Source organism: Aeromonas sobria, assembly GCF_006243315.1.
GTDB classification, from domain to species: domain Bacteria; phylum Pseudomonadota; class Gammaproteobacteria; order Enterobacterales; family Aeromonadaceae; genus Aeromonas; species Aeromonas sobria_A.
The window spans coordinates 35,139-56,273 of the sequence record NZ_NKWE01000012.1 but is presented as its reverse complement, the minus strand read 5'-3'; the positions used below and the strand labels follow the sequence as shown (position 1 = coordinate 56,273).

At 57.5% G+C, this 21,135-nt stretch carries 21 protein-coding genes; 4 read left to right on the top strand and 17 right to left on the bottom strand.

Annotated features, from left to right (window positions below; genetic code table 11):
* Nucleotides 1-50: 50 nt before the first annotated feature.
* A complete protein-coding gene (gene glmS, locus CF137_RS03405) occupies nt 51-1,883 on the bottom strand; it encodes a glutamine--fructose-6-phosphate transaminase (isomerizing) (RefSeq protein WP_139717948.1) in 1,833 nt (610 codons plus the stop codon).
* A 53-nt stretch (nt 1,884-1,936) separates the two neighbouring features.
* On the bottom strand, nt 1,937-2,710 hold the full coding sequence (locus CF137_RS03400; protein ID WP_098971462.1) for a DeoR/GlpR family DNA-binding transcription regulator: 774 nt from the start codon (nt 2,708-2,710) through the stop codon (nt 1,937-1,939).
* Nucleotides 2,711-2,832: 122 nt separating this feature from the next.
* Between CF137_RS03400 and blrA the strand changes: the two genes are divergently transcribed.
* The 4 genes from blrA to creD all read left to right on the top strand — a co-directional run bounded on the left by blrA (nt 2,833) and on the right by creD (nt 7,300).
* A complete protein-coding gene (gene blrA, locus CF137_RS03395) occupies nt 2,833-3,507 on the top strand; it encodes a beta-lactam response regulator transcription factor BlrA (RefSeq protein ID WP_139717946.1) in 675 nt (224 codons plus the stop codon).
* On the top strand, nt 3,504-4,925 hold the full coding sequence (gene blrB / locus CF137_RS03390; protein WP_139717944.1) for a beta-lactam sensor histidine kinase BlrB: 1,422 nt from the start codon (nt 3,504-3,506) through the stop codon (nt 4,923-4,925). The genes blrA and blrB overlap by 4 nt, the downstream gene beginning before the upstream one ends.
* 83 nt (nt 4,926-5,008) lie before the next feature.
* Complete coding sequence (gene blaOXA, locus CF137_RS03385) at nt 5,009-5,803, top strand: OXA-12 family class D beta-lactamase (protein WP_139717940.1); 795 nt, start codon at nt 5,009-5,011, stop codon at nt 5,801-5,803.
* Between the two features lie 120 nt (nt 5,804-5,923).
* A complete protein-coding gene (gene creD, locus CF137_RS03380; protein ID WP_139717938.1) occupies nt 5,924-7,300 on the top strand; it encodes a cell envelope integrity protein CreD in 1,377 nt (458 codons plus the stop codon).
* A gap of 59 nt (nt 7,301-7,359) precedes the next feature.
* Here creD and glmU read toward each other — a convergent pair whose 3' ends face one another.
* The 15 genes from glmU to mioC form a co-directional block, all read right to left on the bottom strand.
* Complete coding sequence (gene glmU, locus CF137_RS03375; RefSeq protein ID WP_139717936.1) at nt 7,360-8,721, bottom strand: bifunctional UDP-N-acetylglucosamine diphosphorylase/glucosamine-1-phosphate N-acetyltransferase GlmU; 1,362 nt, start codon at nt 8,719-8,721, stop codon at nt 7,360-7,362.
* Nucleotides 8,722-8,816: 95 nt separating this feature from the next.
* Entirely contained in the window at nt 8,817-9,245 is a 429-nt protein-coding gene (locus CF137_RS03370) for a F0F1 ATP synthase subunit epsilon (RefSeq protein WP_162515814.1), read from the bottom strand.
* Nucleotides 9,246-9,263: 18 nt separating this feature from the next.
* Nucleotides 9,264-10,652, bottom strand: coding sequence for a F0F1 ATP synthase subunit beta (atpD, locus tag CF137_RS03365; RefSeq protein WP_101323150.1), 1,389 nt, complete (start codon nt 10,650-10,652; stop codon nt 9,264-9,266).
* 33 nt (nt 10,653-10,685) lie between these two features.
* Nucleotides 10,686-11,552 (bottom strand): F0F1 ATP synthase subunit gamma, encoded by an 867-nt coding sequence (gene atpG, locus CF137_RS03360; RefSeq protein WP_101323151.1) that lies wholly within the window; start codon nt 11,550-11,552, stop codon nt 10,686-10,688.
* 43 nt (nt 11,553-11,595) lie between these two features.
* Complete coding sequence (gene atpA / locus CF137_RS03355; RefSeq protein ID WP_101323152.1) at nt 11,596-13,137, bottom strand: F0F1 ATP synthase subunit alpha; 1,542 nt, start codon at nt 13,135-13,137, stop codon at nt 11,596-11,598.
* Nucleotides 13,138-13,152: 15 nt separating this feature from the next.
* Nucleotides 13,153-13,686: a F0F1 ATP synthase subunit delta gene (gene atpH, locus CF137_RS03350; RefSeq protein WP_101323153.1), complete on the bottom strand. Its 534-nt coding sequence runs from the start codon at nt 13,684-13,686 to the stop codon at nt 13,153-13,155.
* A 13-nt stretch (nt 13,687-13,699) separates the two neighbouring features.
* Nucleotides 13,700-14,170, bottom strand: coding sequence for a F0F1 ATP synthase subunit B (gene atpF, locus CF137_RS03345; RefSeq protein WP_101323219.1), 471 nt, complete (start codon nt 14,168-14,170; stop codon nt 13,700-13,702).
* A 54-nt stretch (nt 14,171-14,224) separates the two neighbouring features.
* Nucleotides 14,225-14,455: a F0F1 ATP synthase subunit C gene (gene atpE / locus CF137_RS03340; RefSeq protein WP_414731091.1), complete on the bottom strand. Its 231-nt coding sequence runs from the start codon at nt 14,453-14,455 to the stop codon at nt 14,225-14,227.
* A 39-nt stretch (nt 14,456-14,494) separates the two neighbouring features.
* Complete coding sequence (atpB, locus tag CF137_RS03335) at nt 14,495-15,274, bottom strand: F0F1 ATP synthase subunit A (RefSeq protein WP_101323155.1); 780 nt, start codon at nt 15,272-15,274, stop codon at nt 14,495-14,497.
* A gap of 8 nt (nt 15,275-15,282) precedes the next feature.
* Nucleotides 15,283-15,672, bottom strand: a complete 390-nt coding sequence (locus CF137_RS03330) for an ATP synthase subunit I (RefSeq protein WP_240038503.1) — start codon at nt 15,670-15,672, stop codon at nt 15,283-15,285.
* Nucleotides 15,673-15,880: 208 nt separating this feature from the next.
* Entirely contained in the window at nt 15,881-16,789 is a 909-nt protein-coding gene (locus CF137_RS03325) for a ParB/RepB/Spo0J family partition protein (protein ID WP_139717934.1), read from the bottom strand.
* A complete protein-coding gene (locus CF137_RS03320; protein WP_042022953.1) occupies nt 16,786-17,589 on the bottom strand; it encodes a ParA family protein in 804 nt (267 codons plus the stop codon). The genes CF137_RS03325 and CF137_RS03320 overlap by 4 nt, the downstream gene beginning before the upstream one ends.
* 26 nt (nt 17,590-17,615) lie before the next feature.
* Entirely contained in the window at nt 17,616-18,242 is a 627-nt protein-coding gene (gene rsmG, locus CF137_RS03315) for a 16S rRNA (guanine(527)-N(7))-methyltransferase RsmG (RefSeq protein WP_139717930.1), read from the bottom strand.
* Between the two features lie 21 nt (nt 18,243-18,263).
* Nucleotides 18,264-20,153 (bottom strand): tRNA uridine-5-carboxymethylaminomethyl(34) synthesis enzyme MnmG, encoded by a 1,890-nt coding sequence (gene mnmG / locus CF137_RS03310; protein WP_042023015.1) that lies wholly within the window; start codon nt 20,151-20,153, stop codon nt 18,264-18,266.
* Nucleotides 20,154-20,661: 508 nt separating this feature from the next.
* Complete coding sequence (gene mioC / locus CF137_RS03305) at nt 20,662-21,111, bottom strand: FMN-binding protein MioC (protein ID WP_162515812.1); 450 nt, start codon at nt 21,109-21,111, stop codon at nt 20,662-20,664.
* Nucleotides 21,112-21,135: the final 24 nt, after the last annotated feature.

The window sequence follows — 21,135 nt, the reverse complement described above, 5'->3', positions numbered from 1 at the left end:
GCAACAAAAAGAGCCGCAATTGCGGCTCTTTTTTCATCTCTGGGAGTGACTTACTCAACGGTCACCGATTTTGCCAGGTTGCGCGGCTGGTCCACGTCAGTGCCCTTGATCAGGGCGACATGGTAGGAGAGCAGCTGCAGCGGCACGGTATAGACGATGGGAGCGATCACCTCTTCCACATGGTTGAGGTTCATGACCCGCATGGTCTCGTCGCTCTTGAAGCCGGTGTCGGCATCGGCGAACACGTAGAGGATACCGCCACGGGCGCGCACCTCTTCCACGTTGGACTTGAGCTTCTCCAGCAGATCGTTGTTCGGCGCCACCACGATAATAGGCATCTCGGCATCGATCAGCGCCAGCGGGCCGTGCTTCAGCTCGCCAGCGGCGTAAGCTTCGGCGTGGATGTAGGAGATCTCTTTGAGCTTGAGTGCCCCTTCCATGGCGATGGGGTACTGGCTGCCACGGCCGAGGAACAGGCTGTGCTGCTTGTCGGCAAACTCTTCGGCCAGGGTTTCGATATCCTTGGCCAGCGCCAGGCTCTCTTTAATACGCAGCGGTAGGGCTTGCAGCGCCTTGACCAGTTCGGCTTCGGCAGCCGCACTCAGGTGGCCACGGCAGTGACCGACCGAGGCAACCAGCATCAGCAGACCAGCCAGCTGAGTGGTGAACGCCTTGGTGGAGGCCACGCCAATTTCGGCACCGGCACGGGTCATGAAGGCCAGATCCGATTCACGCACCAGCGAGGAGCCCGGCACGTTGCAGATGGCCAGCGAGCTCATGTAGCCGGACTCCTTGGCCAGACGCAGCGCCGCCAGGGTATCGGCGGTCTCGCCACTCTGGGAGAGAGTCACCAGCAGGCTGTTGGGGCGCACTACCGATTTGCGATAGCGGAACTCGGAGGCGATCTCCACATCGCAGGAGACGCCAGCGATCTCTTCGAACCAGTAGCGGGCCACCATGCCGGAGTGATAGGAGGTACCACAGGCGACGATCTGGATGTGATCGACCTTGTCAAAGATGGCACGGGCACCGTTGCCGAACGATTCGACCACCACGTGATCGCTGCCCAGACGCCCTTCTAGGGTGTTGGTAATGGCTTTGGGTTGCTCGTGGATCTCTTTGAGCATGTAGTGGCGGTATTCGCCTTTGTCACCGGCATCGTGGGAGAGTTCGGACTCTTTCTCTTCACGTACCACGGCGTTGCCGTTGGTATCAAAGATGTGCACGTCGCGGCGGGTCACCTCGGCCACATCCCCCTCCTCCAGGAAGATGAAACGACGGGTCACCGGCAGCAGCGCCATCTGGTCGGAGGCAATGAAGTTCTCACCGATGCCGCGACCGATCACCAGCGGTGAACCGGAGCGGGCCACCACCACGCGGCTGTCGTCGCGGCTATCCATCACCACGGTCCCGTAGGCACCGCGCAGCTGCTTCACTGCAACCTGCATGGCCACCAGCAGACTGGGGGCGGATTTCAGCTCGTGGTGCACCAGATGGGCAATCACCTCGGTATCAGTGTCGGAGCTGAACAGATAACCCAGCCCTTGCAGCTCGGCCCGCAGCTCTTCGTGGTTCTCAATGATGCCGTTGTGCACCACCACGATATGCTCGGAGACGTGGGGGTGGGCGTTGCGCTCGGAGGGCTCGCCGTGGGTGGCCCAGCGGGTATGGGCGATGCCGGTACCGCCATGGACGGACTGCTCGTCGAGCGCCTTGGCCAGCTCGGCCACCTTGCCCAGACGGCGTACCCGCTGCAGCGGCTGGTTGGCGCTGAACACCGCCACACCGGCGGAGTCATAACCGCGGTACTCCAGACGGCGCAGGCCCTCTACCAGAATTTCAGCCACATCACGTTGGGCTACAGCCCCGACGATGCCACACATACACTTCTCCTTGAGATGCAAAAACGTTGATTCGGTTATGTCCGTGCTCTGTATCAGCAGGCGAGCGGGGCACAGATAAGCTGGATGCCCTGAGCCTGAATATGTTCTCTGGCTTCGCTGGCCAAACCATCATCGGTGATGACGGTCTGAATGCTCGACCAGGGCAGTTCGAGATTGGGGATCTTGCGGCCGATCTTTTCCGACTCGACCATAACAATCACCTCCCGCGACACCTCGGCCATCACCCGCGACAGGCCCACCAGCTCGTTGAAAGTGGTGGTACCCCGCTCCGGGTCGATGCCATCGGCACCGATAAAGAGCTGGTCGAAGTCGTAAGATCGCAACACCTGTTCCGCCACCTGCCCCTGAAAGGATTCGGAGTGAGGGTCCCAAGTGCCACCTGTCATTAACAGGGTAGGCTCATTTTCCAGCTCGCGCAGGGCACCGGCCACATTGAGAGAGTTGGTCATCACAATGAGGCCGCGCTTGTTGCCCAGCATGGGGATCATGGCGCTGGTGGTGCTGCCGCTGTCGATGATGATGCGATTGTGATCGCGGATCCGCTCGGCAGCGGCCCGTGCAATGGCTAACTTTCGGTTCGAAACTTGTTCGGGATTGGCCTCGACCACCATCTCGCTGGGCAAGGGGACGGCGCCACCGTAACGGCGCAGCAGCAGACCGCCGGTCTCCAGCACCGCCAGATCTTTACGGATGGTCACTTCAGAGGTAGCAAAGTGTTTGGCGAGGGCGTCGACACTCACTTCACCCTGCTCTTGTACCAGGGTCACTATGGTGTGGCGGCGTTGTTGAGTATTACGTTTGGTCATTTTTAAGTTTCGATTCGAAAGAACATCGAAATATTAGCCCCTTTTTCGGAAAAATAAAACAGCAAATAGGATCCGATTTGGTTCGATGCCAGAATGGGGGGCCTATTTGCGACGAGGATGCCATGCAAAAGAGAGTCATCTGGCTGGTGGAGGATGAGGCCAGCATCGCCGACACCCTGATTTACGCCCTGCAAACCGACGGGTTTGAGGTGGAGTGGTTCATGCTGGGCCAACAACTGCTGACACGACTGGAACAGACGCGACCCGACTTCCTGATCCTCGATGTGGGGCTGCCCGACATCAGCGGCTTCGAACTCTGCAAGCAGGTGAGGGCGTTGACCGATATTCCCCTGATGTTCCTCACCGCCCGCAGCGAGGAGATAGACCGGCTGATCGGGCTGGAGATCGGTGCCGACGACTATGTGGCCAAACCCTTCTCGCCACGGGAAGTGTGCGCCCGGGTGCGGGTCATCCTGCGCCGCAGCCAACCGGTAGCCCCCCAACCCAGCGCCCTGCTGGTGCTGGATGAGGAGCGAGCCCGCATTCACTTTCGCGGCCAGCCGCTGGCGCTCACCCGCTACGAATATCTACTACTCAAGACCCTGATGCAGGCACCGGGGCGGGTCTACTCCCGTCAGCAGCTGATGGATCTGGTGTGGCAGGATGCGGAGGAGAGTCTGGATCGCACCGTCGATACCCATATCAAGACCATCCGCGCCAAGCTGCGCGAGCAGGATCCCGAGGCCAACCTGATCCTCACCCATCGCGGGTTGGGCTACAGCCTGGAGCTGGCATGAGACTCGGCCTGCAACTGCTGTGCGGGCTGCTGCTGATCTTCGCACTGGCCGCCTGGTTCGTGCTGGAGATCTTCGTCGAGGAGATCAAACCGGGGGTGCGCAGCGCCACCGAGGATACCCTGGTGGACATGACCCAGCTGCTGGCGCCACTGGCCCTCGACGATCTGCAAGAGGGCAATATGATGAACGGGCGACTGGCCAGCGCCTTCGCCCGCCTCAACCAGAATCCCATCAATGCGATGATCGACGGCCACCTCAAGCAGCAGGCGGAGTACCGCATCTATGTGACTGACCGGCAAGGCGTAGTGATTTACGACTCGGACGGTACGGATCTGGGCAAGGACTATGCGCGCTGGAACGATGTCTACCGCACCCTGCGCGGTCAATATGGCGCCCGCAGCACCCGCACCGATCCCGATGATGCCACCAGCTCGACCATGTATGTGGCGGCCCCGCTGCGGGAAGGGGCCCAAATCATCGGCTCCCTCACCGTCGCCAAACCCAATCGCACCCTGATGCCCGCCATCGAACGGGGGGAACAGCAGCTGCTGCGAGCCGGCGGCCAGATGCTGCTCATCTCGCTGCTGATCGGCAGCCTGCTGGTATGGTGGCTCAACCGCGCCATAGGCAAACTGGTGCACTACGCCGACTCGGTCAGCAAGGGGGAGGCGGCAACCCTGCCACGGCTGCACACCGTCGAACTGGATCGGCTCGGCCGCTCGCTGGAGACCATGCGCCACCAGCTCGATGGCAAGGGCTACATCGAGGACTACGTCCATAGCCTGACCCATGAGTTGAAAAGCCCGCTGGCCGCCATTCGCGGGGCAGGAGAACTCCTGGCCGAAACCCCGCCCCCCGAGGTCGCCAAGCGCTTTATCGGCAACATCAATCTGGAAACCGCCCGCATGCAGCGGCTGATCGAGCGAATGCTGCAACTGGCACGGCTGGAGTCGGGGCAGGGGCTGGATCGCCAGTCGGTGGAACCGGCGAAACTGGGCAAGCGCACCCTCGATGCCCGCCAGATCATCGCCCAGCGCCGTCAGATCCTGCTGACAGCCGAACTGGCCAGCGCGCCGAAACAGAAGTGGGATCCACTGCTGGTGGAGCAAGCCATCGGCAACCTGCTGGATAACGCCATCGACTTCTCTCCCGCCAACGGGCAGGTCACCCTGAGCGGCAGCCTGCAAGAAGAGGGCTACTGTTTTCGGGTCACCGACGGCGGCCCCGGCATTCCAGACTACGCCTTGCCACGGATCTTCGAGCGCTTCTACTCACTGCCGCGCCCGGACAAGGGCAAGAGCAGCGGTCTGGGGCTCAGCTTCGCCCATGAGGTGGCCCACCAGCATGGCGGTCGCCTGACCCTGAGCAACCGGCCGCAAGGGGGCGCGCTGGCCGAACTCTGGCTGCCATTCGCCTAGTCACCGCCCCACCACTTCACATTCACTACACAAAGCCGCACTAGACTGCCGCTTTCTCTTATTCAATTGCTCAAGGAATGCTTATGTCCCGTCTGCTTCTCTCCAGCCTGCTGGCCACCGGTCTGCTCGCAGCACAGCCTGCCTCCGCCGCCAGCGGCTGTTTTCTCTATGCTGACGGCAACGGCCAGACCCTCTCCAGCGAAGGGGATTGCTCCACCCAGCTGCCGCCCGCGTCCACCTTCAAGATCCCGCTGGCGCTGATGGGTTACGACAGCGGTTTTCTGGTGGATGAAGAGCATCCGGCGCTGCCCTACAAGCCGAGCTATGACGGCTGGCTGCCCGCCTGGCGCGAAACCACCACGCCGCGCCGCTGGGAAACCTACTCGGTGGTCTGGTTCTCCCAGCAGATCACCGAATGGCTGGGGATGGAGCGTTTCCAGCAGTACGTCGACCGCTTCGACTACGGCAACCGGGATATCGAAGGCAATCCGGGCAAGCATGACGGCCTAACCCAGGCTTGGCTCAGCTCCAGCCTCGCCATCAGCCCGGAGGAGCAGGCCCGCTTCCTCGGCAAGATGCTGAGCGGCAAGCTGCCGGTCTCGGCGCAGACCCTGCAGTACACCGCCAATATCCTCAAGGTGAGCGAGATCTACGGCTGGCAGATCCACGGCAAGACCGGCATGGGCTACCCGAAGAAGCTGGATGGCAGCCTCAACCGCGATCAGCAGATCGGCTGGTTCGTCGGCTGGGCCAGCAAACCGGGCAAGCAGCTGATCTTCGTCCATACCGTGGTGCAAAAACCCGGTAAGCAGTTCGCCTCCCTCAAGGCGAAAGAAGAGGTGCTGGCCGCCCTGCCCGAGAAGCTGAAGACCCTGTAATTCCTCCAGAAACCGGCGCAATGCCGGTTTTTTTATCCCCCTTCACCACCACTTCACACAAGCCCATCACGGCTTCACCCAAGGCTGACAGACTCGCTCCATCCAACAAGGAGACGTGTCATGGTCAAACAGATATTCACCCACAAGATCTTTCTGCTGTTGTTACTCAGCCTGCTGTTGATGGTGCCGGTGCAATCCATCATGGAGCTGAACCGGGAGCGTCAGGCTTACCGCAGTCAGGCCATTAACAGCATCATGGCCAGCAGCAGCGGCCCGCAACGGCTGATGGGGCCGATCATAGTGCAGCCCTATACCCGCTCGGTAACGGTCGAGCAGGAGGGCAAGCGCTTCGTCCGTCAGGAGCAAGTCTACCGCTACCTGCTGCCACAGCAGCTGGATATCAAGGCCAACATGGAGGTCACCCCGCGCAAGCTGGGCATCTATCAGGCGCAGGTCTATCAGACCCGGCTCACCCTCTCCGGCCGCCTGCCTACCCGACAGAGTCTGCTGGATGACGCGACCTCACCGCTTGATGAAGCGGCCGAGCTGGTGGCGGGCAAACCCTACCTGAGCCTGGTGCTCTCCGATGCCCGCGGTATCAACAGCGTCCCCGAGCTGCAGCTCGGCACCCAGCGGATCCCGTTTGCCCCCGGCGCCCGCCTCGGTGACGCACTGGCGGGTATCCATGCCCCGCTCGACAGCCTGCCGCAACAGGATGGCACCTTTCATCTGGAGCTCAATCTGCAGGGGATGAATGCCCTCGACATAGTACCGCTGGGCAAGGAGAGCACCCTGCTGCTGGCGGGCAACTGGCCCCATCCCAACTTTATCGGCGACTTTCTGCCGGGCAGTCGCACCCTGAGCTCGCAAGGGTTTGAGGCCAACTGGCAGACCAGCTGGTTCGCCAGCGACATGGAGACACGCTTCAACCGAATGATGAACGGGGGCGATAGCAATCTCTCCACCTTCAGCGTCAGTCTGGTGCAGCCGGTGGATCACTATCAGCTCAACGAGCGGGCGGCCAAATATGCCCTGCTGTTTATCGGCCTCACCTTTATCAGTTTCTTCATGTTCGAGCTGCTCAAGGGGCTGCGGGTCCACCCGATCCAGTACGCGCTGGTGGGGATGGGGCTGGCCATCTTCTATCTGGTGCTACTGGCACTGACCGAACACCTCGGCTTTGGCTGGGCCTATCTGGTGGCTGCGCTGGCCAGCGTGCTGCTCAACGGCTGCTATCTCAGTCATGTGCTGGGCGGCCCGAAACAGGGGATCGGCTTCGCGGCGCTGCTCGGGCTGGTCTATGCCATCCTCTACAGCCTGCTGCAAGCCGAAGAGATTGCGCTGCTGCTCGGCGCCCTGCTGCTGTTTGCCACTCTGGCGCTGATCATGATGCTGACCCGCAAGCTCGACTGGTATCAGGTGATGGACTACAGCGCCCCCACCACCACATGGGCAGCCCCCCAACCATCGGCCAGTGACACCAACCATCAGCCATAATCCATAAGCCAAAAAAAACCGGCGCCATCAGGCGCCGGTTCTATTTTATTGATCGGGCATCACTTCTTCTTGACCGGGCGAGCCCAGTTTTTGATGTGACGCTGGGGCACCCGGGTGATCACCAGCTCGTTCTCGGCCACATCCTTGGTGATGGTGGAACCCGCCCCCAAGGTCGCACCCTTGCCGATCCGCACCGGCGCCACCAGCTGGGTATCGGAACCAACGAACACATCATCCTCGATGATGGTCTGGAACTTGTTCACACCGTCGTAGTTGCAGGTGATGGTACCGGCACCGATATTAACTTTGGCACCGACATCAGCATCCCCCAGATAGGTGAGGTGACCGCACTTGGAACCAACCCCCAGCCGGGATTTCTTCATCTCGACGAAGTTGCCGACGTGGGCATCCTGCTCCAGCACGGCCCCCGGACGCAGACGGGCAAACGGACCGACCGAGCACTGATCGGCAATCTGGGCACCTTCGATGACGGAGTAGGGCTTCACCTCGGTGTGATCGCCAATGACGCAATCCTTCAACACTGCTCCGGCACCGATACGCACATGATTGCCCAAGACGACCTTGCCTTCGATGATGACGTTGACATCGATCACCACCTCTTCACCGATCTCGAGGGATCCGCGCAGATCGAAGCGAGCCGGGTCGATCAGGGTAGCACCTGCAATCATCAGCTTCTCGGCCTGCATCTGCTGATAGCTGCGCTCAAGGGCGGCCAGCTGAACCCGGTTGTTGGCCCCTTCCACCTCGGCAGCATGATCCGGATGTACCGCTGCGATTGGGCAACCATCGCCGTGCGCCATGGCGATCACGTCGGTCAGATAGAACTCGCCCTGAGCATTCTTGTTGTCCAGACGCGACAGCCAGCTGCGCAGCTGACCGCCGTTGGCCACCAGCACGCCGGTGTTTACTTCACGGATGGTCAGCTGCTCGGCGTTGGCATCTTTCTGCTCGACGATACCGACCACCAGACCGTTTTCACGAACGATACGGCCATAGCCGGTGGGGTTGTCCAGCACCACGGTCAGCAGTGCCATGCCATCGCTTGCCTTGGCAGCCAGCAGTCGTTGCAAGGTCTCTGGCTGGATCAGCGGGGTATCGCCGTAGAGCACCAGCACATCGTCTTCATCCTGCCAGAACGGGATAGCCTGGGCGACGGCGTGACCGGTCCCCAGCTGCTGTGCCTGCAGCACCCAGTTCACATCGGCGGCCACGATCCGCTCTTGTAACAGCTCGGCACCGTGGCCATAGACCAGATGCAGCTGCTCGGCACCGACCTGACGGGCAGTGTCGATCACATGGGAAACCATGGGTTTGTTGGCTACCGGGTGCAGTACCTTGGGCAGAACGGAACGCATGCGGGTACCCTTACCCGCTGCCAGGATCACGACGTTGAGAGACATGAATTCGACCTTGAACTTGTGTGGAAATACTCGGCGGAGTCTATCGAACGGGCAAAAAAAAAGCGACCCGAAGGTCGCTTTTTACATCACCGTTATTAGCGGTAATTCTTTTTGACGATATCGATGACTCGCAATTGAGCCATCGCCTTGGCCAGCTCGGTGGCGGCCTGGGCGTAGTCGATATCACCATGGGAGCTGTGGATCCGCTCTTCGGCTGCGCGCTTGGCTTCCTGGGCTTTCGCCTCATCCAAGTCATCAGCACGAATCGCGGTGTCCGCCAGCACGGTCACAGATTCAGCTTGTACTTCCAGCACACCGCCGGAGATGTACAACACCTCTTCAGTTCCGTTCTGCTTCACCAAACGGACCAAGCCCGGCTTGATGGCAGTCAGCAACGGAGCATGACCGTGGCGGAGACCCAACTCACCTTCGGAGCCTGATACCTGAGCGGATTGCACGCGACCGGAAAACAGTTTTCCTTCGGCGCTCACCACATCCAGGTGAAAGGAGATCATCTCTGCCATGGGCCCTCCTGTCGAGGCTTACAGTTTCTTGGATTTCTCGACGACTTCGTCGATACCACCAACCATGTAGAACGCCTGCTCGGGCAGATCGTCATACTCGCCTTTCAGGATGCCCTGGAAACCACGGATGGTCTCTTTCAGCGGCACGTATTTACCAGGAGAACCGGTAAACACTTCTGCTACGAAGAACGGCTGGGACAGGAAACGCTCAATCTTACGGGCACGGGCTACGGTCAGTTTGTCTTCTTCTGACAGTTCATCCATACCCAGGATGGCGATGATGTCCTTCAGCTCTTTGTAGCGCTGCAGTACGGTCTGAACCCCACGAGCGGTCTCGTAGTGCTCTTTGCCAACTACCAGCGGATCCAGCTGACGAGAGGTAGAGTCCAGCGGGTCAACGGCCGGGTAGATACCCAGTGCCGCGATCTGACGGGACAGTACCACGGTCGCATCCAAGTGGGCGAAGGTGGTCGCCGGAGACGGGTCGGTCAAGTCATCCGCAGGGACGTAAACGGCCTGAACGGAGGTGATGGAACCGGTCTTGGTGGAGGTGATACGTTCTTGCAGAACACCCATCTCCTCGGCCAGGGTCGGCTGGTAACCTACTGCGGAAGGCATACGGCCCAGCAGTGCAGATACTTCAGTACCGGCCAAGGTGTAACGGTAGATGTTGTCCACGAAGAACAGCACGTCACGACCTTCGTCACGGAACTTCTCGGCCATGGTCAAACCGGTCAGCGCCACGCGCAGACGGTTTCCGGGCGGCTCGTTCATCTGACCGTAAACCAGAGATACTTTGTCCAGTACGTTGGACTCCATCATCTCGTGGTAGAAGTCGTTACCCTCACGGGTACGCTCACCTACACCGGCGAATACAGAGTAACCGCTGTGTTCGATCGCGATGTTACGGATCAGCTCCATCATGTTGACGGTTTTGCCTACACCGGCACCACCGAACAGACCGACTTTACCACCCTTGGCGAACGGACATACCAGGTCGATAACCTTGATGCCGGTCTCCAGCAAGTCGTTGCTGTTGGACTGATCTTCGTAGCTGGGGGCAGCGCGGTGGATAGACCAACGCTCTTCTTCACCGATCGGACCTTTCTCGTCGATTGGCTCACCCAGTACGTTCATGATCCGACCCAGAGTCGATACACCGACCGGCACCTGGATGGATTTACCGCTATTACTTACTTCCAACCCACGACGCAGACCGTCGGAGGAGCCCATAGTGATGCAACGAACGACGCCGCCACCGATCTGCTGCTGAACTTCCAGCACCAGACCCTGACCTTGACCTTCGCTGACGACTGTCACTGCATCGTACACCTGGGGCACGGCATTCTGCGGGAACTCGATGTCCACCACAGCGCCGATGATTTGGACGATGAAACCGTTACTCATGTCAAATCCTCTAAACCTTTGATAACCCTTGCCTTACACCGCAGCAGCACCGGATACGATCTCTGTCAGTTCCTGGGTAATACTGGCCTGACGGGCCTTGTTGTACACCAGTTGCAGGTCGTTAATCAGGTTGCCGGCGTTGTCAGTCGCGGCTTGCATGGCAACCATTCGGGCTGCCTGTTCACTTGCCAAGTTTTCCACAACACCCTGGTACACCTGGGACTCGACGTAGCGAATCAGCAGGGTATCCAGCAGCTTCTTGGGATCAGGCTCATAGAGGTAATCCCAGTGGTGTTTCTTGGCAAGCTTGCTGTCTTCAGTTACGGGCAAAGGCAGCAGTTGATCGACCCGTGGTTGCTGCACCATGGTGTTGACGAACTTGTTGTACACCAGATACAGCTTGTCAATCTCACCGTTGTCGTAAGCCTTCAGCATGACCTTGACTGAACCAATCAGGTCATTGACGCTCGGGTTATCGCCCAGTCCTGCGACATGAGCTTTTACCTTGGCGCCGTGCCGTTCAAAGAAGTTGGAGGCTTTGTTACCGATCAGTGCCAGGTCAACCTTGGCACCTTGCGCGCTCCATTGCTTCATATCATTGAGGGCAGCCTTGAACAGGTTGATGTTCAGACCACCACACAGGCCACGGTCGGTGGAGACGACGATGTAACCCACTCGCTTGACCTCACGTTCCATGAGGTAGGGGTGCTTGTATTCCAAGTTACCCTGGGCGATATGGCCGATCACCTTGCGCATGGTTTCAGCGTACGGACGGCTGGCAGACATGCGTTCCTGCGCACGGCGCATTTTGCTTGCTGCCACCATTTCCATAGCGCCGGTGATCTTCTGAGTGTTTTTCACACTCCCGATCTTGTTACGTATCTCTTTTGCGCCGGCCATCTCTTACTCTCCATCAGGTGGCAGCTTGCGCTGCCACACACGCTTACCAGGTCTGGGTTGCCTTGAAGTTATCCAGCAACGCAGTCAGCTTGCCAACGATCGCGTCGTTGTAGTCGGCCTTGGCGTTGATTTCAGCCATCAGCTCAGCATGCTGGGTATTGGAGTAAGAGAGCAGAGCGGCTTCGAAGTCGACGATCTTGTTCAGCTCGACATCGGAGAGATAGCCTTTTTCCGCCGCGAACAGCACCAGCGACTGCTGGGCAACGCTCATCGGAGAGTACTGCTTCTGCTTCATCAGCTCGGTCACTTTCTGACCATGGTCCAGCTGCTTGCGAGTCGCCTCGTCCAGATCAGAAGAGAACTGGGCAAATGCCGCCAGTTCGCGATACTGGGCCAATGCGGTACGAATACCACCAGACAGCTTCTTGACGATCTTGGTCTGAGCTGCGCCACCAACACGGGATACAGAGATACCCGGGTCAACCGCCGGACGAATACCGGAGTTGAACAGCTGCGAAGTCAGGAAGATCTGACCATCGGTGATAGAGATCACGTTAGTCGGAACGAAGGCTGATACGTCACCGGCCTGGGTTTCGATGATTGGCAGGGCGGTCAGAGAACCGGTCTGGCCTTTCACGGCACCATTGGTGAACTTCTCTACGTACTCGGCGTTAACGCGAGCAGCACGCTCCAACAGACGGGAGTGCAGATAGAAAACGTCACCCGGGTAGGCTTCACGTCCTGGCGGACGGCGCAGCAGCAGAGAGATCTGGCGATAAGCTACGGCCTGTTTGGACAGGTCATCATAGATGATCAGCGCGTCTTCACCGCGGTCACGGAAGTACTCACCCATGGAGCAACCGGCATACGGAGCCAGGTACTGCAGGGCAGCCGCTTCGGAGGCAGAGGCAACCACCACGATAGTGTTAGCCAGAGCGCCGTGCTCTTCCAGCTTGCGTACCACGTTGGCGATGGTGGAGGCCTTCTGGCCAATCGCAACGTAGACACACTTAATGCCGGAATCTTTCTGGTTGATGATGGTGTCGATCGCGATGGCGGTCTTACCAACCTGACGGTCACCGATGATCAGCTCACGCTGGCCACGACCAATCGGGATCATGGCATCGATGGCTTTCAGACCGGTCTGGACCGGCTGGTCAACAGACTTACGCTCGATAACGCCCGGTGCGATCACTTCGATCGGCGAGAAGCCGTCGTTGTCGATCGGACCTTTACCGTCGATCGGCTGACCCAGGGTGTTCAACACCCGGCCCAACAGACCACGACCTACCGGCACTTCCAGAATACGGCCAGTACCTTTTACTTTCATTCCTTCTGACAGACCGTCATAGGAACCCATGATCACCGCACCGACGGAGTCACGCTCCAGGTTCAATGCCAGAGCGAAGCGGTTGCCCGGCAGCTCGATCATCTCACCCTGCATGGCATCGGCCAGGCCGTGAATACGAATGATACCGTCGCTCACAGAGACGATAGTACCTTCGTTACGCGCTTCGCTTTTGACATCAAACTGCGCAATGCGCTGCTTGATAAGCTCGGCGATTTCAGTGGAATTCAGTTGCATGCTCTAATACCCCAATCAAGATTGCAGCGCGTCAGCCATGCGATCCAGCTTACCGCGGACTGTGCCGTCGATTACCAGATCACCGGCCTTGATGAGCACCCCGGCCATCAAGGACGCATCCATGCTGCAATTCAGCTTCACTTTGCGCGCGAGACGTTGTTCCAGAGAAGCCTGAATATTGGCTTTCTGCTGGTCGGTCAGTTCGATCGCCGAAATCACGTCAGCCTGAACTTCTTTATCCAGTTCAGCCTTGAACGCTACAAATTCAGCAACGACCGCCGGCAGCACACCCAAGCGACCATTCTCGGCCATCACCTTGATCAGGTTCCGGCCATGCTCGTCGAGTTGCTCACCGCAGACACTCACAAACAGCGTTGCAAGTTCTTCGGCCGCCACAGAGCCGTTTACCAGGCTGTGCATGGTCTCGTTTTCCGCTACTTGCGCAGCGAAACCGAGCATCCCCAGCCACTGGTCAACCGCCTTGTGCTCAACGGCAAACTCGAAAGCAGCCTTGGCGTAGGGGCGAGCGATTGTAGTCAGTTCAGACATAGCCCCGTTCCCGTTACAGTTCTGCTACCAGTTGGTCAACGATGTCGCTGTTGGCAGCCTGGTCGATGTGACGCGCCAGGATCTTCTCTGCACCAGCAATGGCAAGAGCAGCAACCTGCTTACGCAGTTCTTCTTTGGCACGATGACGTTCAGCTTCGATCTCGGCACGGCCCTGAGTCAGGATTTTTTCCCGCTCAGTCTGAGCACCGATGGCGGCTTCATCAATGATCTGGGCTTTACGTTTGTTAGCCTGTTCAATGATTTCAGCAGCCTGCAGCTTGGCTTCTTTCAGCTGATCGGTGGCGTTGGCCTTGGCCAAATCCAGATCTTTCTTGGCTCGTTCAGCGGAAGAGAGACCATCAGCAATAGTTTTCTGACGGGACTCGATGGCAGCAATCAGCGGCGGCCATACTAACTTCATGCAGCACCAGACAAAAATGATGAAAGCAAGTGTCTGACCGAGGAGGGTGGCATTGATACTCACAACCAAGACCTCTCTATGTGAAATTTAAAAATTAAGTGATAACGACAGCATCACTTATCCGGCTGCAACCCCGAAAATCAGGTACAGAGCCATACCGACCACGATCATCGGGATTGCGTCGACCAGACCCATTACGATGAAGAAGTTGGTACGCAGGATAGGCATCAGGTCAGGCTGACGAGCAGCACCTTCCAGGAACTTGCCACCCAGCAGAGCGATACCAATAGCAGCACCGACAGCGGCCATACCCAGCATGATTGCAGCGGCGAAGTAAATCATTTCCATCTTTATATTCTCCAAACAGAGCGAGTAAACGTAACAGGATTAATGGTCTTCACTGGCCATCGACAAATAGACAATGGTCAACACCATGAAGATAAAGGCTTGCAGAGTAATTACCAGAATGTGGAACAGCGCCCAAGGCACGCTAAGCAGCCATTGGGACCACCACGGTAGCAGACCAGCGATCAGGATAAATACCAGTTCACCGGCATACATGTTACCGAACAGTCGCAGACCCAGAGAGATAGGCTTGGACAGCAGGGTAACCAACTCCAACGCGAGGTTAACAGGGATCAATGCCCAGTGATTGAAAGGACTGAGAGTCAACTCTTTCACAAAGCCCGAGACACCTTTCATCTTGATACTGTAAATGATGATTAAGGCGAAGACTCCCAGAGCCATGGACATGGTGATGTTAACATCGGCGGAAGGAACTACTCGCAAGTAGGGGATGCCCAGCACTTGTGCTGTGTAGGGCAGGTAGTCAACCGGGATGAGATCCATCAAGTTCATCAGGAAAACCCAGATGAACACGGTCAGCGCCAGCGGAGCGATCAGCTTGCTCTTACCGTGGAATATACCCTTGACGGTGTCATCCACAAACTCGACAACCATTTCTACAAAACACTGAAGCTTGCCTGGCACACCACTGGTCGCCGTCACGGCTACCTTGCGGAATATCCAGATAAACAGAGCGCCGAGGATAACGGAAAATATCATGGAGTCGATATTTACCGTCCAGAACCCCGAACCCACTTGCAGATGGTGCAGGTGGTGGGAGATGTATCCCTGAGTAGTCAGGGCTTCTCCGGTTGCAGCCATGAGTTTTCCTAGTAGCGGTTATTGAGAACGATCGTGATGACCCATTGGAGAAACAGGGAGAGCGAATAGGTGACATAAAGGGGAAGATGTTCCACCTCGACGTACAGGAGTACCGTCACGAAAAGTGCGACCGTACTTACCAGCTTAATCCCTGCTCCAACACAAAAATCCCACAACACCCAGCCCGCACTCCCGGGACCAAGTTTCCGGCTCAACGTAAACAGACTGAACAGGAGTTGTGGAATCAGATATACACCTCCCCCATAGAGGGAAGCGTACCCGGCCGGAATACCTCTTAGATGAGCCCAAGCAGCACTCACGGCCAGGATCAGGGTCAGTTGGCAAGCAATGATCGCCAAGGCCAGTGTCAAACCGTTCCAGGCTAATTTCTGCTCCACCAAATGCCCCCTGAACATTACAGAACTGTAAAAAAATGGGTTCCGAGGCCCCCATGTAAACAGCTCATAAAGCCGCTCAAATTATACCCGTGAGGGCGGTGATTGCAATATGGCAAAAATCCTTAATTTTTGCGGCCTTCCGCAGAGAATTAAGGTTACGTTCATATCAAAAGTAATGGATGTTTTATTACTACAAAAAGCGTAAAAATCACGATTCCGACATGCCAAAATAGCCCAATATGCAGTCCAAATCGGACAAGTTCTCGTAACTTATTACTAACTTGCCGCTATCCCGCTTGCCAGGCTGAAGTTGTACCTGATAGCCAATTTTTTCTGCCAACTGGCGTTCCAGATAACCAATTTGGGGATCCGTGACCGGTTCCAGCTTGGCCTTGGCCGGTTCGAGCGCCTTTTTCACCAGTTTTTCGGTATCCCGTACAGTCAGTCCCTTCTGGGCAACCAACTTGGCGAGATCTGACTGAGCCTGACCACTGAGCGTCAGGAGAGCACGGGCATGACCCATATCGAGGTCACCGTGCTCAACCAAGCGCTTCACGTCATCGTTGAGCTGATTGAGACGCAGCAGGTTGGTCACTGTCGTACGCGACTTGCCCACCGCCTCGGCCACCTGCTGGTGGGTCAGTTCAAATTCGGTCAGCAATCGTTGTAAAGCGACCGCCTCTTCGATGGCATTGAGATCTTCCCGCTGAATATTTTCAATCAACGCAATGACCACCGCGGCCTCATCAGGGACATCCTTGACGATGCACGGCACCACCTCGAGACGGGCCAACTGGGACGCGCGCCAGCGCCGCTCACCAGCGATAATTTCGAAGGACTGTTCGCCGAGCGGGCGCACTACGATGGGCTGAATAACCCCCTGAGTACGGATCGAGTTGGCAAGCTCTTCCAGTGCGTCCTGGGACATGTCCTTGCGGGGCTGGTACTTGCCTGACAGCAGCCACTCCACCGGCAGTTTGCGCAGTTCACCCTGATTGGTAGGGGCCATGGCCTGCTCGGTGCGCTGATCACTCATCACCTGTTTTTGGCGGGCAGCCGTACTGGTACTGAGCAGGGCGTCCAGCCCTTTGCCCAGTCCGCGTTTCTTTGGCGTCATATGCTCTCTCGGTCTGCGATGGGCAGCTGACACTCTTGCTCCTGGCGACGGAGGATCTCGCCAGCCAGTGCCAGATAGGCCTTGGCGCCCACCGATGATTTGTCGTAGTGCATGGCCGGGGCGCCAAAACTCGGGGCCTCCGCCAGTCTAACGTTGCGGGGAATGATGGTGCGGTAGACCTTGTCGCCGAAATGCTGTTTAAGCTGATCGGACACATCATTGGCCAACCGGTTGCGATGATCGAACATGGTGCGCAGCACCCCTTCGATCTTGAGCTGCGGATTGACCACCGCAGCCAGCTTGCTGATGGTGTCGACCAGGGCGGTGAGCCCTTCCAGCGCATAATATTCGCACTGCATCGGAACCAGCACAGAATCAGCGGCGGCCATGGCGTTCACGGTCAGCATGTTGAGAGAGGGGGGGCAGTCGATGAAGATGTAGTCGTATTTGTCCCGCACCGAGGCCAACGCATTGCGCAGGCGGATCTCGCGAGCAAAGAACTCCATCAAACGAATTTCTGCCGCGGTCACGTCGGCGTTGGCGGCAATCAGGTGATAACCACCTGAGGTTTCACGAATGATCACCTCAGCAACGGGGGCATCTTCGATCAGCAGTTCATAGGCAGTGCGCTCGACATCGTATTTATCGACACCACTGCCCATGGTGGCATTGCCCTGCGGATCCAGATCAATCACCAGCACCTTGCGCCGGGTGGCAGCCATGGAGGCGGCCAAATTCACACAGGTGGTGGTTTTACCCACACCACCCTTCTGGTTGGCTATGGCGATGACTTTTCCCACGCGATCCCCTAAATAAAACTGCGACCCTATTCGGGCTGGATATGTTTGAATTCCAGCAGATGACGTTCGCCTTCCAGCTCCGGCACCCGCAACTCATGGCAGGCGACCAGACGGATAGTGGCAGGCAACTGAGCAAGCTCCTGCTCGGGATATTGCCCCTTGAGCGCCAGGAAGCAACCCTGCTCGGATGGCAAATGATGACACCAGCTCAACATGTCCTCCAGCGAGGCAAAGGCCCGACTCAGTACACCATCAAACCCGATGTCCGGTTGATACTCTTCAACCCGGGATTTGACTGGCGTGACATTGGTCAGACCCAGCTCCTGGATCACCTGACGGATAAAGTTGATCCGCTTACCCAGGCTGTCGAGCAACACGAACTGCTTGTCCGGATTGATGATCGCCAACGGCAAGCCTGGCAAGCCAGGGCCGGTCCCCACGTCGATGAAGCGCTCACCGTGCAAGTGGGGACTCACCACCAGGCTGTCGAGGATGTGCTTGACCAGCATGGCGTCCGGTTCACGCACCGAGGTGAGATTGTAAGCCTTGTTCCACTTGTGCAGCAACTCGACTAGCTGCACCAGTTGGTTCTTTTGAGTATCAGTGATAACAATTTCGGCCTGCTTGAGCAGGCCGTTCAATCTTTCCAGCATGTTTTCCAACGGTAAGAATCCTCAGGCGGTTTTGCGCAGCAGGCCGTGTTTTTTCAGGTGAACCAGCAGAATGGAGATGGCCGCCGGGGTAATGCCGGAGATCCGCGAGGCCTGACCAATGGTCTGTGGCTTGGTATCGCTGAGCTTGGCTTTCACCTCGTTGGAGAGGCCGTTCACCTGGTGATAGTCCATATCCTGCGGCAGCAGGGTGTTCTCGTTACGTAGCTGCTTGGCTACTTCATCATGCTGACGCTCGATGTAACCTGCATATTTGATCTGGATTTCAACTTGCTCTGCGGCGGCATGATCGCTCACCGAGGGGCCAACCCCTTCGATGGCCATCAGCGCATCATAGGTCACCTCGGGGCGACGCAGCAGCTCTTCCAGACTCTGTTCACGGCTTAGCGGGGTAGTAACCAGCGCATTCACTGCCGCCAGTGACGGGTGTTGCGGGTGGATCCAGGTCGATCGCAGACGCTGACGTTCCAGCTCAACCTGTTCCATCTTGGTGTTGAATTTGCTCCAGCGCTCATCATCCACCAGACCCAGTTCGCGACCGACGGTAGTCAAACGGACATCCGCGTTATCTTCCCGCAGCAGCAGGCGATATTCGGCGCGGCTGGTGAACATGCGGTAAGGCTCGCGGGTACCCAGGGTGGAGAGATCGTCCATCATCACCCCCATGTAGGCCTGATCCCGGCGGGGATGCCAAGGATCCTTGTCCTGGGCACGCAATGCGGCATTCAAGCCCGCCATCAGACCTTGCGCAGCAGCTTCTTCGTAACCGGTGGTACCGTTGATCTGGCCCGCGAAGAACAGGTTTGGAATGCACTTGCTCTCCATGTTGGCCTTGAGATCCCGCGGATCGAAGAAATCATATTCGATCGCGTAGCCAGGACGAGTGATGTGGGCATTTTCAAAACCACGAACGGAGCGAATGATCTGCACCTGCACATCAAACGGCAGGCTGGTGGAGACCCCGTTCGGATAGAGTTCGTGAGTGGTCAGCCCTTCTGGCTCAACGAAAATCTGGTGTGCCGTCTTGTCGGCAAAACGAGTGATCTTGTCCTCGATCGACGGGCAGTAGCGTGGGCCGATCCCCTCGATCACCCCGGCGTACATCGGGCTGCGATCCAGGTTGTTGCGGATCACCTCGTGGGTACGCTCGTTGGTGTGGGTGACGTAGCAGGGCACCTGACGTGGGTGCTGGCTGGCATTACCGATAAACGAGAAGACCGGACGAGGATCATCGCCATGCTGGGCCTGCATCAGCGAGAAATCGACGCTGCGGGCATCGATCCGCGGTGGTGTACCGGTTTTGAGGCGATCGATGCGCAGCGGCAGTTCACGCAAGCGTTGAGCCAGCGCGATCGAGGGAGGATCCCCGGCACGACCACCCTTGTAATTTTGCATCCCGATGTGGATCAAACCGTTCAGGAAGGTGCCTACCGTCAGTACGACTGTCTTGCCGCTGATGCGGATCCCGCTTTGGGTCACCACACCTGCCACACGATCCCCGTCCATGATCAGATCATCGCAGGCTTGCTGGAAGATCTTCAGGTTCGGATAGTTCTCCAGCATATCCCGGACAACTGCCTTGTAGAGCAGACGATCCGCTTGAGCGCGGGTAGCTCGTACTGCTGGCCCCTTGGAGGAGTTGAGAGTACGGAACTGGATCCCGGCAAGATCGGTGGCACGCGCCATGATCCCGCCGAGTGCGTCAACTTCCCTGACCAGGTGTCCCTTGCCGATCCCGCCGATCGCCGGATTACAGGACATGTGTCCCAGCGTATCGATATTGTGGGTCAGCAGCAGGGTATTCATGCCCATTCGGGCTGCCGCTGTTGCTGCTTCGGTTCCTGCATGACCGCCACCGACGACGATCACATCAAATTGTTCATGGTATTGCATTGGGATCACCTTGATCTGCACGCCTGAAGATCATTATTTGCCTGGGCTAAAGGGCGAAACATTCTATCTGTTTCGCGCCCTGAGGGGAACGTCTACTTAACGTTCAGTAAGAAGGGAGGATCCGGTAATTAGATCTTAAGGATCTTTAGATCGATCTTTTATTGGATCTACTATTAGGATCCACCCTTTCTGTTGATAAGCGCTTTTTGATCATAAAGATCATTAATTTAAGAGCGATCCTAGCTTGTGGAAAAGCTTGGATCCTGGCTCGGTGAACAGGGGGATAACCAGCACTTTTATACACAGGGAAGTTGGCCATTGGATCTCATACATGGATAACTATAGGTTTTGCAGAGGTTTACACTGTAGTTATGCACAATCACCCTGGGCGTTGTGGGTAACCATGTAGAACAACTCATTCGGATCAATCTGTTAATAACCCAGTGGATAGTTGATCTGGGGATAAGTGGGAAGATCAAGTGTTTTTTCAGGATCTTCCACCCCCTGATCAGGCGATCATCGCCATCCAGTCGCTGATCCACTCTTCGGCGGCATCTTCCGGGATCTCGTGCTGGGTCACATCGATATCGAGCCGCTCGCCGATCCGGCTGGCGCCACACTCGGTCAGCAGCCGATCCAGCGTCTTGCCACCCTGGCAAAAGGTGTCATAACTGCTGTCGCCCAGAGCGATCACGCCATATTTCAGTAAGTTAAGATCCGGATGCTGCTCGGCAAGATCCTTGGCGAAGGGTTGCAGATTGTCGGGGACATCGCCGGCACCGTGGGTAGAGGTGACCACCAGCAGGATGGATCCCGTATCATCCACTACCTCGGCAAGCTTGGCCGGGTTGTGGATCCGGGTCTGGTGGCCAGCCTGTTCCAGCAGGTTGGCGACGTGGTCTGCGACATATTCGGCGGCGCCCAGCATGGAGCCGACGACGATATTGAGTTTGGCCATGGAATGGATCCTGATTTCAGACAA

Excerpts from the sequence above, each read along its gene's own strand:
- mnmG (WP_042023015.1), bottom strand. The coding sequence starts at position 20,153 with ATGCAATACCATGAACAATTTGATGTGATCGTCGTCGGTGGCGGTCAT.
- atpG (WP_101323151.1), bottom strand. The coding sequence starts at position 11,552 with ATGGCCGGCGCAAAAGAGATACGTAACAAGATCGGGAGTGTGAAAAAC.
- CF137_RS03400 (WP_098971462.1), bottom strand. The coding sequence starts at position 2,710 with ATGACCAAACGTAATACTCAACAACGCCGCCACACCATAGTGACCCTG.
- glmS (WP_139717948.1), bottom strand. The coding sequence starts at position 1,883 with ATGTGTGGCATCGTCGGGGCTGTAGCCCAACGTGATGTGGCTGAAATT.
- blrB (WP_139717944.1), top strand. The coding sequence starts at position 3,504 with ATGAGACTCGGCCTGCAACTGCTGTGCGGGCTGCTGCTGATCTTCGCA.
- atpA (WP_101323152.1), bottom strand. The coding sequence starts at position 13,137 with ATGCAACTGAATTCCACTGAAATCGCCGAGCTTATCAAGCAGCGCATT.
- CF137_RS03325 (WP_139717934.1), bottom strand. The coding sequence starts at position 16,789 with ATGACGCCAAAGAAACGCGGACTGGGCAAAGGGCTGGACGCCCTGCTC.
- atpE (WP_414731091.1), bottom strand. The coding sequence starts at position 14,455 with ATGGAAATGATTTACTTCGCCGCTGCAATCATGCTGGGTATGGCCGCT.
- atpD (WP_101323150.1), bottom strand. The coding sequence starts at position 10,652 with ATGAGTAACGGTTTCATCGTCCAAATCATCGGCGCTGTGGTGGACATC.
- creD (WP_139717938.1), top strand. The coding sequence starts at position 5,924 with ATGGTCAAACAGATATTCACCCACAAGATCTTTCTGCTGTTGTTACTC.
- atpH (WP_101323153.1), bottom strand. The coding sequence starts at position 13,686 with ATGTCTGAACTGACTACAATCGCTCGCCCCTACGCCAAGGCTGCTTTC.
- blaOXA (WP_139717940.1), top strand. The coding sequence starts at position 5,009 with ATGTCCCGTCTGCTTCTCTCCAGCCTGCTGGCCACCGGTCTGCTCGCA.
- blrA (WP_139717946.1), top strand. The coding sequence starts at position 2,833 with ATGCAAAAGAGAGTCATCTGGCTGGTGGAGGATGAGGCCAGCATCGCC.
- rsmG (WP_139717930.1), bottom strand. The coding sequence starts at position 18,242 with ATGCTGGAAAGATTGAACGGCCTGCTCAAGCAGGCCGAAATTGTTATC.
- CF137_RS03370 (WP_162515814.1), bottom strand. The coding sequence starts at position 9,245 with ATGGCAGAGATGATCTCCTTTCACCTGGATGTGGTGAGCGCCGAAGGA.
- glmU (WP_139717936.1), bottom strand. The coding sequence starts at position 8,721 with ATGTCTCTCAACGTCGTGATCCTGGCAGCGGGTAAGGGTACCCGCATG.
- atpB (WP_101323155.1), bottom strand. The coding sequence starts at position 15,274 with ATGGCTGCAACCGGAGAAGCCCTGACTACTCAGGGATACATCTCCCAC.
- mioC (WP_162515812.1), bottom strand. The coding sequence starts at position 21,111 with ATGGCCAAACTCAATATCGTCGTCGGCTCCATGCTGGGCGCCGCCGAA.